Below are 15,767 nucleotides of genomic sequence, written 5' to 3'. Positions count from 1 at the left end.
GCCGCCAGCGGTTTGAAGGTTCCTGCAGGGTTGGAGATTGGCCGGGCGCCCCACGTCCGCCAAGCAGCCGCCACTACTCAGCCCGGACACCGATTCGCCGGATCAGTTCGCCAAGACGTTTGAACTCAGTGACGTTGCGCGCCTGATAGACTTCTGGCGTTCCGGGCAATGGCCGCGCTCCCAACTCAGTCATGCGCGCCGCGACCTCGGGCTTCTCCAAGCCCATGCGCAACGCGGCGCTCGCCCGGCCGATAACATCCTCGGGCGTTCCGCGTGGAGCAACGAGCCCGAACCAAGCGGTGACCTCGTAGCCGGGCAGCGTCTCGGCAATGGCTGGGATGGTGGGAGCGGATGGCCAGCGTTCCTTTGAGGTGACGCCGATACCGACCAGCGATCCGGACTGGATGTGCGGCAGGATGGAGGGCAGATTATCGGAGCCGTAGTCGATACGGCCTGCCAGAAGGTCCGTCATCATGGGTGCACTGCCGCGGTAGGGCACATGCGTCGCCTCGATGTTCGCCATCAGCCGGAACAGCTCAGCGGCTAAATGCGTGGACCCTCCGATGCTGGTCTCCCCATAGGAGAGCCTTCGCTGCTTCGCCAAGGCAATCAGGCCCGCTGCGTCTCGCACACCGACGGAGGGATGTGCCGCGATCAAGTTGGGGACCTCCGCGATCTGCCCAATCGGTAGGAAGTCGGTGAGCGGGTCGAAACCCGGATTACTGTAAAGGTGCGGATTGATCGCGTTAGTGCCAGGCGAGCCGAGCAGCAGGGTGTAGCCGTCTGCAGGAGCGCGAAGGACTGCCTGCGCGGCGATGTTCGAACCAGCGCCGGGGCGGTTCTCCACGACGAAAGGCTGGCCAAGCGCCTCCTGGAGAATCTGTGCTGCGAAACGGCCAAGGATATCCGTGGTGCCACCAGCAGGAAAGCCAACGAGGATCCGCACGGGGCGCCGAGGCCAAAGCTCCTGCGCGAGGGCCGGTGCGGAAAGAACCATGCCCGCCGCCGCCACGAGTGAACGCCGGCCAAGAGCGGAGCCAAACATATACCCTGGCGCTGCGGGGTCCCTGTGAGCCATCGATTCCTCCGACATGCTTCTTTTGTATACTGGAAGTGGCGGACAGACCGCTGCCTCGTCGATGCGCTCGTCTCCGATGCTGCACCAGTATGATCCGCTGCCGACACCACCGAAACCTGCGGCACGGGACCGAGTGCGAAGAGGCAGCTTCCGGCGCAGCGATCGGCGATCTCGACGACGAAGATCATCGCCGCTGCAACAAGTCTCTGCAAGAGGTTGGAGCTCTGAGGAGTAGGACATGGAAGCCTTCCCTCCCGTCCGCTTCCAAAGCGCCGAGACCAAGCACAGCTTCTTCGAAGCCTCGGAGCTTTAGATCGACGACCTTTCTCGACCCGCGCTCTTCCTGGTTGGCCAAGCGCATGCGCCACCGAAGCCCGAGAGGAACAAGGCTCGGCAAACCCTCGGACTTCGTCAGCCGCGCCTATTTGGCCGGGCGAAAGATCCCGCTCCTGATGCACGGGCCCCGCCGCATTCAGAAATCCTTTCCGTCCGTTCCGCTCATCCTGACGGACTGATTGAATGCTGAGCATTGGTGCACGGAAGAGGGTCCTGGCAACATACGCTCAGCCGGCGGCATCAGAAGGCGCCGGAAACAGCGGCAGCCCCTGCCGCGCCCAGTCGGCCGCAAGCAGCCATCCCGTTCCGGAGAGGCGAGCTGCCAGTCTTGTGCGGACCGCACCCAGCCGGGGCATCGAGGTCGATCACACCACCCCGTTCGGCCGGATGCGGCCGACGGGTGGCAAGTCCCAGCAGAGCCGGGCAAGGCGGAACATCGGCGCCAAGGATTGGGACACCATCTGCTGTGTCTGCTATCCTGCCGATCTGCTGCAAGGACAGGGCTCATGGCTGACGGTGAGATCGACGCCATTCGCGAAATGCTGGCGGCGCACCCGCGGGCGGCCGAGTTAGCCGAACGGCGCCTGCGCCTCGATGGCCTCGGCGCACAATATGCCCTGCCGTCCGATGTTCGCGTGGAGCCGGCCGATGCGGACGGCGTCCCGGCGGAGTGGACCACGACGCCCGGCGCCGACCCGGCGCGCGTGATCCTGTTCCTGCACGGCGGCGGCTACGTCTCCGGCTCGATCGCGAGCCACCGGCACATGATCGCACAGGCCGGGCGCTCTGCGGGGGCAAGCACGCTGGCACTCGCCTATCGCCTCGCGCCCGAGCACCCGTTTCCTGCCGCACTTGAGGACGCGTTGGCTGGATATCGCTATCTGCTGGCCCAGGGCTTCGAGCCGGCGCACATCGCCATAGCCGGAGAGAGTGCGGGCGGCGGTCTGGCCGTTGCGGCCTTGGTGCGGCTGCGCGAGAGCGGCATGCCCTTACCAGCCTGCGCCTGGCTCAGTTCGCCCTGGGTGGACCTGGAGAATACCGGGGTCACGATGGACACGAAGGCGGCCGTCGATCCGCTAATCAGCAAGCCGTACCTGACGGAGCTCGCGGCAATCTACCTGCAAGGCACCGATCCGCGCACGCCAGCAGCCTCACCGCTCCATGCCGATCTGCGCGGTTTGCCGCCCTTACTGATCCAGGTCGGGACCGCCGAGACGTTGCTCGATGATGCAGTGCGGCTCGCAGGTCGGGCGGCGGCGGCAGATGTCCGGGTGACGCTGCAGGCCTGGCCGCACATGATCCATGCTTGGCACCTCTTCCATCCCCAACTGGAGGCCGGGCGGCGCGCTCTGGCGGCCGTTGGTGCCTTTGTCCGTCTGGCTACGACGTAGCAGGGCTGGCACGGGCATTGGCGAGGCACGCAGCTGGGCCGGCGCTCAGTGTTCAGGAAATCGGACTTTGCTTCTGGCAGCCGTTGCGCTGTTTGGCACCCGCCCGGCATCTCCAGCAGGCGAAGAGGCAGGTCAGGGCCGCGGCGCGGCGGTGCCTTGCTGCACGAACTCTGCTTAGCTGGTCCTGAAGTGCGTCGAGGTACTTGCAGCTGCGGCGGCAAGTCCGCACGCGGGAACTCCTCAACGCACCGCAATGCGGCGAGCGGCTTCTCGGCAGGGGTCCAGAAGTCCCACTCCGGTGCGAATGTATCCACCCTGGCCGCCGCGCGGGCGGCCCAGGCGCGCCAGAACTCCTCCGGGTCGAGCGCAACGCTGGCGTCGCCGGCGATCTCATTCATCCGCGCCCCGACGTGCCAGCTCAGCAGCACCGGCAGCACGTATCCGGCCATCGCTAGTGCGTGTGTATCGCCGCGGTGAAGGTGGAAACCAGGATCTCGCCGCCGGCTCTGCCCCATTCTATCCTGGTAGGCCGTCCCGGGAACTTTGCAGCCGAACTCAACTTGGCAGGCCGCAGCTCGGCCATGCCTGGCTGCGACAGAAGCATCAGCTGAGTAGCCTCCCTTTGCAGGACGCGGCTCCACCGCCGGAATCGAATATGTCCAAGCTCGCAGTGATGTGCAACATTGCAGTCTCGGAACGGAAGTGGTGCTTCTGCACTGGCGAAGAGGAGCAGGACTCCACGTGCCAAGGAACGACACACCCACTAGTCCAGCGCGTGACACGCCAGGCGGGAGGCGACTCCGCCCGCCTACCCGGATCGCGCTCGTCCTGCAGGGCGGCGGCGCGCTCGGCTCCTATCAGGCCGGCGTGTACGAGGCACTGGCGAGGCACGGCTTGGAGCCTGACCGGGTGGCCGGAGTCTCCATCGGAGGCATCAACGCGGCCCTGATCGCCGGCAACCCGCCCGAGCGGCGGGTGGAGCGGCTGCGGACGTTCTGGGAACGAGCCTCGTCCGGCCTTATGCCGCCGCCACGCATGCCGACGCTGATGCTGGGCGACGGCGTCCGAACCACGCTGAACCAGCTGAGCGCCGCCATGGTGGCCATCTTCGGTGTACCGGGATTCTTCCAGCCGCGGCTGCTCGGGCCACCGCTCGCCGCCCCCGGAAGCCCGGCGGCACTGAGCTTCTACGACACGGCGCCGCTACGCGAGACGCTACTGAGCCTGGTGGACTTCGACCGGATCAATGACGGGAAGGTTCGCCTCAGTGTTGGAGCCGTCAACATCCTGACGGGCAACAACGTCGTGTTCGACAGCAGCCGGACCACGATCAGGCCGGAGCACATTATGGCCTCCGGTGCGCTGCCGCCGGGCTTTCCTCCCGTTAACATCGAGGGGGAGCCGTACTGGGATGGAGGGTTGGTCTCCAACACCCCGCTTGAGTTCGTGCTGGACGAGGAAGGCGTCAATGATCTGGTCATCTTCCAGGTGGATCTGTTCAACGCGCGCGGACCAATGCCACGCAACCTAATGGAGGCGGACGAACGCGAGACCGATATCCGCTACTCCAGCCGCACCCGCCTCAACACCGATGCACATCTGCGCCTGCACGCCGCCAAGGCTGCCGTACGGCGGCTGATCCGGGCCCTGCCGCCGGAACTGTCCGACAGCGAGGACGTCCGGTTGCTTCGCGATATGGCGCAGGAGAACGCGGTCACCGTCGTGCAATTGATCTATCGCAAGCGCCCTTATGAGGGCGGCTCGAAGGATTACGAGTTCTCGCGCCAGACCATGATGGAGCACTGGGCGTGCGGCGTGGCCGACGTGGAACGCTACATGGCGCGTCATGGTAGCCGCCCTGCCCTGCCACCCGACGGTGGGGTGATGGTCATCGACCCCGGCCACGAAGACTGAATAGGAGACCGCCATGAACCGTGACGACATCTTGCGCGCGACGAGCATGCCCGCCTCGTCTCCGAGCTACCCGCGCGGTCCCTACCGGTTCGTGCGCCGGGAATACCTGATCATCACCTACGAAACCGATCCAGAGGCGCTCCGCGCAATATTGCCGGAGCCGCTGGAGCCGGCGCCGGGCAACCTCGTCTACTTTGAGTGGATGAAGATGCCGGACTCCTCGGGCTTCGGCGACTACGAGGAGAGCGGCAGCGGGGCCCACGCCCTGTACCAGGGTGAGCCCTGCAACTTCTCGATCCAAATGTACCTGAACGACGAGCCCCCGATCTCGGCAGGCCGCGAGATCTGGGGTTTCCCGAAGAAGTGGGGCCAACCGGAGCTCAAGGTGACGAAGGACACGCTGACCGGCACGCTATATTACGATGACGAGCGCGTCGCCCTTGGCACAATGACCTATAAGCACCGCAGCCTACACGACCGCCTGGACGAGGTAGCAAAGGGAATCGGCGGCCTCAATGTGAACCTGAAGCTTCTGCCCGATGTCGACGGCTCCATGAAGGTGGCGCAGCTCGTTGCCTACCGCCTTGAGGATGTTGTCGTGCATGGCGCCTGGGAAGGCGACGCGCGTCTGCACCTGATCCCGCATGTGAACTGCCGCGTCGCAGATCTGCCGATCCGCCGTATTGCCGGCGGACGCCATCAGGTGGTGGATTTCACCTTGCCCTATGGACGTGTGCTGCACGATTACCTTGCGTGACGGCCGACTAGCGGCCTGTTTCTGGAGCGCCGCCATGAGTGCTGAGAATCTCGACTCCGTCGTCGCCGGCTGCACCATCGGCACCGACCTTCTATGCCAGGGCGGAGGATCGGGGGCGTGCGAACGTCATGATCGCTGCTTCAGGGATTCCGCGGCGTTCGGACAGGAGCGAGGCGCGGCCGCGATAGGCGTCAGCCGCGCCCTACTTTCGAACTGTGAGAAGCCTTCGAGATTATGAGCCGGCACCCCACGGACCATGCTGAAACTGGCCAGGCGCTACCCTCAGCGCAGGCTGCAATCATGTCGCCGAGTAAGTCGTCGGCGCAACGCAGAGCTCGAGTCGTTCTTGGGGGCGCCCTACTTCTGCTCGGCTTGTGGACTCTGCGGGGCTTCCTGTTGGCGCTCGTGTGGGCGACGGTCTTCGCCATCGCCGCTTGGCCGTTCTACAAGCACGTTCGGCGTTACTGGCCTGCACCCAGGCTCGACATCCTGCTGCCAGGTATGTTCACCGTGGCGTTTGGGCTTCTCTTCATCGTGCCTTTGATGATCGCCGCTGCCGAACTGAGCCGGGAGATGCACGTTGCCCTCGAGTGGATTCGTGCTGTCGAGCGCGATGGCGTGCCGATTCCAACCTGGGTCGCTGCCCTGCCGATAGGCGGGACAGCTGTCGCGGATTGGTGGAATCGCACATTGAGCGATCCGGCCGGCACATCAGCATGGCTGAGCAGGCTCAATCAGGTTGATATCCTGTCCATCGGCCGCCGCTTCGGATCTCAACTCGTACATCGTCTCGTGCAGTTCTGCTTCACCTTACTCACGCTTTTCTTTCTGCTGCGTCACGGCCGACAGCTGTCCGAGCAACTTCTCCTGGCTGCTGATCGGCTTTTCGGGCCGGCGGGCGAGCGCATTGGTAGGCAAGCGATCGCCTCCGTGCACGTCACAGTGAATGGCCTCGTGCTCGTCGGGCTGGGCGTCGGCACATTGCTTGGCATGGCCTATGCCGTTGCTGGCCTGTCCCACCCAGTTCTGCTTGGGACCGTGACAGCAGTTGCCGCTATGGTCCCCTTCGGGGCCCCCATCATTTTCGGAGCCGTGGCTCTCTGGTTGCTGATGCAGGGGGCGCTGGAAGGTGCTGCCGGCGTATTTGCCTTTGGGATGGTGGTGACGTCACTGGCCGACCACGTCGTCCGTCCCGCAGTGATCGGCGGAGCAACACGCCTGCCGTTCCTTTGGGTACTGCTCGGCATCCTCGGCGGGTTAGAGAATTGGGGGCTCCTGGGCCTCTTCCTCGGCCCCGCCATCATGGCGGTTTTGATGCTCCTTTGGCGCGACTTGCTCGGCGAGCAATAACCGCCAGCTCTGCAACGCAGCGCCAGGGCGTCCGCTTCACCCCGATCTGGGGCCGCATGGCGGTCCGCAGCCCCGATGGCTGCGTCGCCTTCAGCGGCGAACTCGTGCTGGACGCATGGGGCGGTGGCCAAGGACTGATCGCGGCGGAACTCGCCTCCGCCACCAAGGCCGGCATCGAGATCCGCTACGACCATCGCGCCACCGGTCTCCTTTTCAACGGCGGAGAGCTGAGTGGCGTCCGCGTCCGCACCGCCGATGCGGTGATCGAGATTCCTGCCCGCGCCGTTGTGCTCGCCTGCGGCGGCTTTGAGGCGAATGCAGAAATGCGCGCCCGCTACCTGGGGCCTGGCTGGGAGCTGGAGAAGGTGCGCGGCACGCGCTTCAATACCGGCGAGGGCATCCGCATGGCGCTCGAGAATGGCGCCATGTCCACCGGCCACTGGTCCGGCTGCCATTCTGTCGCCTGGGACAGCAACGCCCCGCCCACTGGCGACCTCGCCGTCGGCGACGGCTTCAACAAATTTTCCTACTCCTACGGCATCATGGTGAATGCCGAGGGCCGGCGCTTCATGGACGAGGGCTCGGACCTGCGCATCCGCACCTATTCAAAGATGGGCCGCGCGATTCTTGCCCAGCCGGACGGCTTCGCCTGGCAGGTCTTCGATGCCAAAGCGATCCCGCTGCTGACCGACACCCATCGAATGCGGGGCGTCGCCAAGGTCCGTGCGGAGACGCTGGAGGAGTTGGCGGAGAAGATGGAGGGCGTGAATCCGGCCGGCTTCCTGGAGGAGATCCGCCGCTTCAACGCCGCCATTTGCACCGACATTCCCTTTGACCGCCAGGTCACCGACGGTCGGCGCACGCAGGGTCTGCCGGTGGACAAGAGCAACTGGGCCCAGGCCATCGAGGAAGGACCCTTCGAGGCTTATCAGGTCAGCTGTGGCATTACCTTCACCTTCGGCGGCCTGGCGACCGATCCACCCACCGGCCGCGTACTGGACGTGGCGCAGCGCCCCGTTCCCGGCCTCCATGCGGCTGGGGAGTTGGTGGGCAGCCTGTTCTACTACGGCTATCCAGGCGGGGCGGGCCTGACAGCCGGTGCCGTCTTTGGGCGGCTGGCCGGCGAATCCGCTGCGCGCCACGCTCTCACCTGCGGCGCCCCCACCATGGACCGCTCCGCAGGAGGATGATTGCCGCGCCCTCGGCATTGTTGCGAACTCGGCGTCATTGGCGCTCATGGTGATCTTTGGAGCCGGGAGGATCATCCCGACCATGCATCTTCTTCGGCCAGCTCCGGGTGAAAGCTGAGGCCGCGAAGGCGCGCCGCCTTCGCCTGCATGATAGATGAGCAGCCTGGGGCTACGCGCCAGCGCGATGTAGGCAACCGGCACCTTCTCGATGGTCCCGGCGTTGCGCTGCGCCCGCGGAAGTGTCCCAGACAAGGCGTACAGCCCGTCCAAGGCCGGCAGCCCGATGCCGGCCTTGATCCAGAGGATGTCCTGCCAGGATCAGACCGCCAGGACCTGCGCACTTGGGAGCGGGCCGATCACCATGACAGCACCATGATTGAGGACAGCTGGGCCAAGCGCGAGCGGACGACGCCCCGCCGGGAAGCACCTAGGCATGATACGACTTTTCCCCATGGTTGGACGTTGCCGCCAGGCAAAGCGCCCTCTGTTGCCTCTGGTCTCAACCGCTGCGCGCGGCGATAGCCCGCGCCCGTGCCAGCAGCGCCTCGGCTCGCTGGACGATCGGGATATCGATCATCTTGCCATCGAGCGCGAAAGAGCCGCGCCCCTGGGCTGCTGCCTCGCGATCCATGGCAACAATCCGCTCCGCCTGCGCCACCGCCTCGCTGGAGGGACTGAAGCCAGCGTTCAACACGGGCACCTGCGAAGGATGTATCGCCGAAGCGCCGACAAACCCGAAACGAGCGGAGCGGCGCACCACCCTCGCATAAGCGTCCATGTCGGAGTAATCGGCCACGGTCCCAATGGTACCCATCGGCATCAGCCCGGCTGCGGTGGCGGCCTGCAAGATCTGCTGCTTGGGCATCAGCAGTACTTCCTCCGTCGGTTCGCCGCCGGTCGCGGTGGCGTAGTCCTCGGCGCCGAGCGAGAGGCCGACGAGGCGGGGCGTGGCACGCGCAATGCTGTGTGCCTGCGCCAAGGGTCCCGGCGCCTCGATCAGCGCGACGAAGCGAATGCCGCCCTCCGGCAGCCCTCGCCGCTGCTCCAGGCGGGAGACCAGTTCGTCCAAGAGCCGCAGGTGGTCCGGCCCCTCGGTCTTGGTCACCATGATGGCGTCGACACCTGGGATCACCGCCGCCTCCAGGTCGCGCACCGCGTCCTCCAGCGGCTGGTTGATGCGCACCAGGATATCGGAGCGGCCCTCCCGCCGCAGCTGCGCCACCGCCGCCTCCACGCGCTTGCGGGCCTCGGGCTTGTCACCGGGTGCGATGCTATCCTCCAGGTCAAGCTGGATGGCGTCCGCGCCGCGCTCGCTGGCCTTGGCCAGGAAACGCTCCACGTTCACCGGCACAAAAAGGCCGGAGCGCCAGACCGGATGCGGGGCGGTCCTCACGATGCCCTCACCAGGCCGGAGGCGAGCGCGGCGTCGATCTCGGCCGGGGTGAAGCCCTGCGCGGCGAGGATGTCCCGGTTGTGCTCACCGAGCCGCGGCGCCGGGGTGCGGATGGCGCCGGGTGTGCCCGAGAGCCGTGCCGAGACGGCGTGCATGGGGAACTGCCCCATGTCCTCGTCCGGGTAGTCGGCCAGCAGGGCCCGCGCCTGCACATGCCGGTCTTTCATAAAGCGCGCGATGTCGTAGACAGGGCCGATCGTTACCTCGGCCGCCTCGAAGAAGGCCACGTTTTCCTCCAACGTTCGTTGTTCGACAAAGCCGCCGATCACGGCGTCCAGTTCCGCATTATGCGCCACGCGGGCCTCGTTGGTGCGAAAGCGCGGGTCATCTACCAACTCGCTCCGCCCGATCGTGCGCAGCACCCGCTCCGCCATGCCCTGGGTGGAGGCGGAGAGGCAGACCCAGGCACCGTCGCTGGTGCGGTAGACATTACGCGGCGCAGCCGTGGAAGAACGGCTGCCGGTGCGCTGCTTGGTCCGCCCGGTCAGCCTGTAGTTCGCCGCCTGCGGCCCCAGCGCGGTGAAGAGCGGGTCGAGCAACGGCAGGTCGATGACCTGCCCGCGGCCGCCATTCACCTCTACTTCCCGCAGGGCGGCCATGGCCGCGAAGGTGCCGGTCAGCCCAGCAATGGTATCGGCGAGATACATCGGCGGTAGCACCGGCTCACGGTCGGCGAAGCCGTTCATGTCGGCGAAGCCGGCGAAGCCCTCGATCAGCGTGCCGAAGCCGGGGCGGCGGCTGTAGGGACCGTCCTGGCCCCATCCGCTGATGCGTAGCACAATAAGGCGCGGCTCTAGTTCCAGCAGCGCTTCGGGTGAGAGGCCCATCGCCTCGAGCGTGCCCGGACGGAAGCTTTCCACCAGCACAGCCGTACCGGGAACAAGGCGGCGGATCAGCGGCACCGCTCCTGAATGGCGGAAGTCGATGCAGAGGCTGCGCTTGCCGCGGCCATGCACCTTCCAGGCGGTCTCCACGCCCCGCACCCGCCAGCCGCGCAGCGTGTCACCGTCGCGCGGCTCCACCTTGTCCACCGTGGCGCCGAAATCAGCCAGGTGCTGGGTCAGGGTGTTGCCGGCAACGAGCCGCGACAGGTCGAGGACGCGCAGGCCTTCGAGCGGCCCGCGCACTCCGGGAGTGTAGTCGGCGCGGGGCAGACCTCCTTCGCTGGCGTCAAGCGGCGGCATCGGCACCTCCCTGGAACAGGATGCCACCGGAATGGGGCAGCCAGAGGCGCAGCGGATCGCCGGCGGGCGCCTGCCTCGCCTCCAGCCGCATCGGTGAGCCGGCGAGGTCGAGCCCGATCTGCCAGTTGCCGCCGATGTAGGAACGACTGGTGACGTGGGTAGAGAGGACCGACCCATCCTCGCCGCCGCCACCTTCCGGTGCGACGCGGATCTGCTCCGGGCGATAGGCTATCGTGACGCGGCTGCCCTCGGCGGCCGGACGCTCGGCCACGACCTCCAGCCTCTGACCGTCAGCCAGCTCCAGCAAGGTGCGCCCGCCTGCCGGCGCCGCCCCTACCACGCGGGCGGGCAGGAAGTTGGTGGTGCCGATGAAATCCGCCACGAACGGGTCGGCGGGGCGCTCATAGATCTCCTGCGGCGCGCCGACCTGCGCGATGCGGCCGCCGTTCATCACCACCACCCGGTCCGAGAGCGAGAGCGCCTCGATCTGGTCATGGGTGACGTAGATGGTGGTCAGCCGCAGCCGCGTGCGTAGCTCCGCCAGCCAGGCGCGGGCACGGTCGCGCAGCTTGGCGTCAAGGTTACTGAGCGGCTCGTCGAGGAGGAGGATGGCCGGGTGGTAGACCAGGGTGCGCGCCAGCGCCACACGCTGCTGCTGCCCGCCCGACAGCTGATGCGGGTAGCGGTCGGCGAAGCGCTCCATCTCGACCAGCGCCAGCACCTCCTCGATGCGGCGGCGGCGCTCGGGACCGGGTACCTTCCGCAGGGAGAGCGGAAAGGCAACGTTGTCCGCCACCGTCATGTGCGGCCAAAGCGCGTAACTCTGGAACACCAACCCGCAGCTGCGGGCTTCGGGCGGGCGGTAGATGCCTCGCGCGGCATCGAAGTAGACGGTGCCGCCAACCTCGATGCGCCCACCATCCGCCTGGTCCAGTCCTGCGATAGCCGCCAGCGTGGTGGACTTGCCGCAGCCAGAAGGGCCGAGCAGCGTGACGAACTCGCCGTCCGCCACGTGGAGACTGATGTTATCGACGGCGGTAACGCCGCCGAAGCGCTTGGTAAGTCCTTCGATCAGGAGGTCAGCCATGCAGTTTCACCCCGAAGATTCCGCGCACGGCGGCGATGCAGACCGCGATGGTCACCACCTGAATGGTGGCCAGCGCGGCGACCAGCCCCGCTTCCCCCTGCACCCAAAGCTGCAGCAGCGCGGTTCCGATGACCTCGCTGCCCGGTGCGAAGAGGAAGATGGCCGTGGAGTATTCCTTGAAGAACGAGACGAAGAGGATCGTGTAGCAACCGACCAGGGCGGGCCGCATCAGGGGCAGCACGATGCGGCGGCTGGTGGTCCACCAGTCCGCGCCCTGGACGCGAGCGGCGCGGTCCAGATCGGGGCTCACCTGCAGCAGCATGGGTGCTACGGCGCCGAGGCCGGCCGGGATGAAGCGCATGGTGAAGGCGATCACCAGGATCCAGATGGAGTTGCGCAAGCCCCCGAGCCCCGGCAGCAGCGCAAAGGCGTAGAAGAAGCCGATGCCGGCGACAACGCCGGGCACGGCCCGCGGAAACAGAGCCAGATAATGCAGCGCACCGCGGAAGCGGAACTCCGACCGATGCACTATGATAGCGATCAGGCCGATCAGCGCCGTCGCCAATGCGCCGCCCAGCAGGCTGACCACGAAGGAATTCCACACCGCGCGCGAGTAGACAGGATAGTCGAACAGCGTGGCGAAGTTGCCGGTGGTCAGCACCTCGCCCAATGGGATCATGGGTGAGAGGAAGCTGGTGAAGGCGCGCAGCACCAGCGTGCCGATCGGCGCGATCACCGTCGCCAGGATGTAGAGCACGGCAAGCGTGAAGAGTGGCCAGCGCAGTGCGCCGAGACGGAAGGCACGTGGCCGCGTGGCCTTGCCACCAAGTGTGATGAAGCGGCGCGTGTTGCCGAGCATCCGGCCCTGTAGCCAGACCAGAAAACAGACGATGAGCAGCATCAGCGCCGCAGCCGTGGCAACTAGCCCGTGGTCGGGCCGGGGCGAAGAGACACCGTTGTTGAACAGGAAGGTGGTCAGGACCGTGATGCCGGCCGGGTCGCCAAAGATCAACGGGATGGACAGCAGCTCCAGCCCTATGGTGAAGTTCAGAACCGCGCTGTAGGCAATGGCCGGCATCATCAGCGGCAGGGTAATGCGCCAGAGGGTACGGAAGGTGCCGGCGCCCGAGACGCGTGCGGCCTCCTCCAGTGAGGGGTCGGTGATCGTCGCGGAGGAGAGGCAATAGATGTAGGCCAGCGGCGCCTGCGAGACGCCCGCCACCATTGCCATGCCAGCCAGGGAGTAGAGGTTCCAGGGCGCTTCGCCCAGTACCGAGGGCCAGAGCAGCGTGAGGTAGCCGGATGGCCCGTAAACGGCATACCAGCCGAAGGACAGCACCAGGGCGGAGAGGTAGAGCGGCCAGAGAAAGAACTCGCCCAGCACGCGCGCCATCGGCAGGTCGGTGCGGCCGAACAGGATCGCGGCGACGGTGCCCGCCACCTGCGCGACCACCGTGGTCATGCCGGCCAGCAACGCGGTGTTCAGCAGTACCTGGCCGAAGCCCTCGGTGCGTGCAAGACGCGCAAAGTTAGCCAGGGTCAGCGTGTATTCATGCTCGTAGAGCGCGCCATCCAGCAGGGACTGCAACAGCACCGGCAGCAGGGGCGCGGCGACCAGCACCAGCACCAGCAGCGCGGTTCCGTACTGGATCGGCACGGCGCGCGGGATGCGTGGGACGGCGGGCGGGGCTGCTGGCGCAGCCTCCACCCGCGCGGCAATGGCGTCCATGGCCTCAGCTCACCCCGAAGGCGCTTTTCCAACGATCAACGAAGGGCTGGTACTGGTCCACCATCGCCGGGTTGTAGTCGATGAAGGCAAGGTTTTTCTCGCCGCCGATGGCCTGCACGATGGAACTGTAGGTATGGCGAATGCCCTGCCCCGGCTGCACGTCAGGACGCGCAGGAGTCAGGCCACCGCGCCCGAAGGCCTGCTGACCCTCGGCCGAGGCGATGTAGTCGATCATCAGCTTGGCGGCGTTGACGTTGCGCGCCGCCTTGGGGATGGCCATGCCGCGGAGGATGACGAGCTGGCCGTCCTCGATGAAATTCCAACCCAGGACGCGCGCCCGGGCCGGATCGTTCAGGCGCGGCCAGAAGGTGATGGCGGAGACGAACCAGCCGGCTGCGTACTCGCCGGAGGTGACCTTCTCCGTCATCGGTCCGCCGGAGCGCTCCCAGCGCGGCTGTAGCGGCGCCAGTTGCCGGAACCATTCCCAGGCACGGTCGCCGTGCTTCTGCACGAAGCCGAAATTCGCCGAGTAGCCGAAACCGCCGAAATGCGCGCCGTAGCTGGTGATCTTGTTGCGCCAGCGGCCCTGGTTCTCCTGCGCCAGCGCGGCAAACTGAGCGAAGCTCTTCGGCTGCTGCGCCTCCGGCACAAGCAACTTGTTGAAGATGAACACCAGCGGATCGGCGGAGATGGTGTAGACGCCCGGCCAGGGCTTGGCCCAGGCCGGCCAGGCGGCGGCCTCCGGCGATTCATACGGCATCACCTCCCCACGCTGCTGGAACTCGATCCAGCCCGAGGGATCGGCGGTGGCGAGCAGGTCTGCCGTTCGGCTGTTTGTGCCCCGCTCAGCCAGATAGCGCTCGAACACCTCCCGCGAGTTCGGCAGGTCGAGGGTTTCGACACGGATTTTCGGATAACGACGATTGAAACCCTCTAGCACGGGCCGCCAGTTCTCGGCGGACATGATGGAGTAGACGAGCAGGCTCCCCTCTCGTTCTCCCCCCGCCACGATGTCGCGATAGGCCTGCGGATAGGAGGGCGGCGCCCCCTGCGCCAGCGCCCGGTCCGCAAGGACAAGGGCAGGGATAGCCAAAGCCGTGCGACGGCCGATCCAGACCATTCTCTGTTTCCTTCCCAAATATAGGCCGACTCTAGAAGGCTCGACCCGACGCTCTTTGGCGCATAGATTGGCGCCAATAGGCTAAGCCTAGGCTTACGGCTGGCGCAACCCTTTTCCACCTCGGGAACAATCCCCGCATGGCTCGCTCAACCGTTCGAAAGCGTCACCTTGCCGCGGAGATCGCCGCTGCCATCCGCGCCGGCGCCTACCGTTCGGGAGAATGGCTGCGTCAGGTGGATCTGGAGGAGCGCTTCGATGCCACGCGCTTCGACGTCCGTGCCGCACTGGCCGAACTGGCACTGCGGCAGACGGTAGAGCATGTGCCGAACCGGGGCTTCCGCATTGCTATGCCGGACCTGAGAAGGGTGCGCGACATGCTGGAGGTGCGTGCGCTGCTGGAATCCGAAGCCGCTGTCAGCGCGCTGCCGAGACTGGATGATGCCGCACTGCGCCTGCTGGAGACGAAGGCCGACGCCTTTGACCAGGCGGTGATGGAGGGAACCATGACCAGCCAGAGCCAGACCAACCTGGACTTCCACGACACCCTTTACAGCTTCGCACCGAACCGTGTCCTGGTGGAGGTTGCGACCGAGACGCGGGACCGCGCCCGCCTCTGGCCACTGGTTCTCTGGCCCTCGGTGCGGGCATTAAGGCGCAGTGCGGAGGGGCACCGAAAAATCATTGCCGCGCTCCGTTCCCGCAACCCAGCAGCAGTTTCGGCAAGCGTACGCGCTCACATCCTCGACTCACCCGCCAATGACCCTGCACTCGACACAGCGGAAACAGACAGCATGGTTGAGAAATAGCCGCACCTCTTGTGGACAGACTGGATAGCTGCAGCGCGCGAGTTCCAGGCCTTCAAAACTCAATCTGGTCGAGGTCGGCGCGAACGTCCAAATCAAACCAGTTGATCGTGATTCCCTCCAGTTCCGTACCTGAGCTGGACTTTGACCATTCAAGCGGCATGACAGAGGTAGGCGATGCCCGCGCGGAGCGCTGACGGAAGCTTTGCGGTGTCGGGCGTGTTCAGCGACAACCATCTTGGCCGGTACCGACAGGCAAGTTGGCCGGTGGCCCCGGACGCAGGTCGGGCGTAGCCCGGCCGGAGACCGGGGCCACCGGCGCGATCGTCTCTATCGGGGATGATGGCGTGGGGTGCTGGCCGCTGCGGGCCGGTA

At 66.2% G+C, this 15,767-nt stretch carries 12 protein-coding genes; 6 read left to right on the top strand and 6 right to left on the bottom strand.

The window, feature by feature from the left end:
• Window positions 1-73: 73 nt before the first annotated feature.
• Complete coding sequence (locus tag GSE44_RS25895; protein WP_268893686.1) at window positions 74-997, bottom strand: Bug family tripartite tricarboxylate transporter substrate binding protein; 924 nt, start codon at window positions 995-997, stop codon at window positions 74-76.
• Window positions 998-1,920: 923 nt separating this feature from the next.
• Between GSE44_RS25895 and GSE44_RS21630 the strand changes: the two genes are divergently transcribed.
• The 5 genes from GSE44_RS21630 (at window position 1,921) to tcuA (ending at window position 8,016) form a co-directional block, all read left to right on the top strand.
• Window positions 1,921-2,805 carry an alpha/beta hydrolase gene (locus GSE44_RS21630; protein WP_159350918.1) on the top strand — a complete coding sequence of 295 codons (885 nt, stop codon included), beginning with the start codon at window positions 1,921-1,923 and terminating at the stop codon, window positions 2,803-2,805.
• A gap of 702 nt (window positions 2,806-3,507) precedes the next feature.
• A complete protein-coding gene (locus tag GSE44_RS21625; RefSeq protein ID WP_408015138.1) occupies window positions 3,508-4,719 on the top strand; it encodes a patatin-like phospholipase family protein in 1,212 nt (403 codons plus the stop codon).
• A gap of 13 nt (window positions 4,720-4,732) precedes the next feature.
• Complete coding sequence (locus GSE44_RS21620) at window positions 4,733-5,476, top strand: acetoacetate decarboxylase (RefSeq protein WP_159350916.1); 744 nt, start codon at window positions 4,733-4,735, stop codon at window positions 5,474-5,476.
• 234 nt (window positions 5,477-5,710) lie between these two features.
• On the top strand, window positions 5,711-6,826 hold the full coding sequence (locus GSE44_RS25385; protein ID WP_328799099.1) for an AI-2E family transporter: 1,116 nt from the start codon (window positions 5,711-5,713) through the stop codon (window positions 6,824-6,826).
• Entirely contained in the window at window positions 6,742-8,016 is a 1,275-nt protein-coding gene (gene tcuA / locus GSE44_RS21615) for an FAD-dependent tricarballylate dehydrogenase TcuA (RefSeq protein ID WP_328799098.1), read from the top strand. The genes GSE44_RS25385 and tcuA overlap by 85 nt, the downstream gene beginning before the upstream one ends.
• A gap of 499 nt (window positions 8,017-8,515) precedes the next feature.
• Here the strand turns inward: tcuA and GSE44_RS21610 are convergent, their stop codons facing one another.
• From GSE44_RS21610 to GSE44_RS21590, 5 genes are read right to left on the bottom strand one after another with little or no spacing between them, the layout of a single operon-like run.
• Window positions 8,516-9,409, bottom strand: coding sequence for an HpcH/HpaI aldolase/citrate lyase family protein (locus GSE44_RS21610; RefSeq protein WP_159350915.1), 894 nt, complete (start codon window positions 9,407-9,409; stop codon window positions 8,516-8,518).
• Window positions 9,406-10,653, bottom strand: coding sequence for a CaiB/BaiF CoA transferase family protein (locus GSE44_RS21605; protein ID WP_159350914.1), 1,248 nt, complete (start codon window positions 10,651-10,653; stop codon window positions 9,406-9,408). Before GSE44_RS21605 ends, GSE44_RS21610 begins: the two co-directional genes overlap by 4 nt.
• Window positions 10,640-11,740 (bottom strand): ABC transporter ATP-binding protein, encoded by a 1,101-nt coding sequence (locus tag GSE44_RS21600; protein WP_159350913.1) that lies wholly within the window; start codon window positions 11,738-11,740, stop codon window positions 10,640-10,642. Before GSE44_RS21600 ends, GSE44_RS21605 begins: the two co-directional genes overlap by 14 nt.
• The gene (locus tag GSE44_RS21595; protein WP_159350912.1) at window positions 11,733-13,469 is read right to left on the bottom strand and encodes an ABC transporter permease; all 1,737 of its coding nucleotides are present in this window, start codon (window positions 13,467-13,469) and stop codon (window positions 11,733-11,735) included. The genes GSE44_RS21600 and GSE44_RS21595 overlap by 8 nt, the downstream gene beginning before the upstream one ends.
• A gap of 4 nt (window positions 13,470-13,473) precedes the next feature.
• Window positions 13,474-14,589, bottom strand: a complete 1,116-nt coding sequence (locus tag GSE44_RS21590; protein WP_159350911.1) for an ABC transporter substrate-binding protein — start codon at window positions 14,587-14,589, stop codon at window positions 13,474-13,476.
• 137 nt (window positions 14,590-14,726) lie between these two features.
• Between GSE44_RS21590 and GSE44_RS21585 the strand changes: the two genes are divergently transcribed.
• Window positions 14,727-15,395 carry a GntR family transcriptional regulator gene (locus tag GSE44_RS21585; protein WP_159350910.1) on the top strand — a complete coding sequence of 223 codons (669 nt, stop codon included), beginning with the start codon at window positions 14,727-14,729 and terminating at the stop codon, window positions 15,393-15,395.
• Window positions 15,396-15,767: the final 372 nt, after the last annotated feature.

This window comes from Muricoccus harenae (genome assembly GCF_009848505.1).
Classification (GTDB): domain Bacteria; phylum Pseudomonadota; class Alphaproteobacteria; order Acetobacterales; family Acetobacteraceae; genus Roseomonas; species Roseomonas harenae.
Note: the sequence above shows the minus strand (reverse complement) of the source record. Positions and strands in the feature narration are given on the sequence as shown.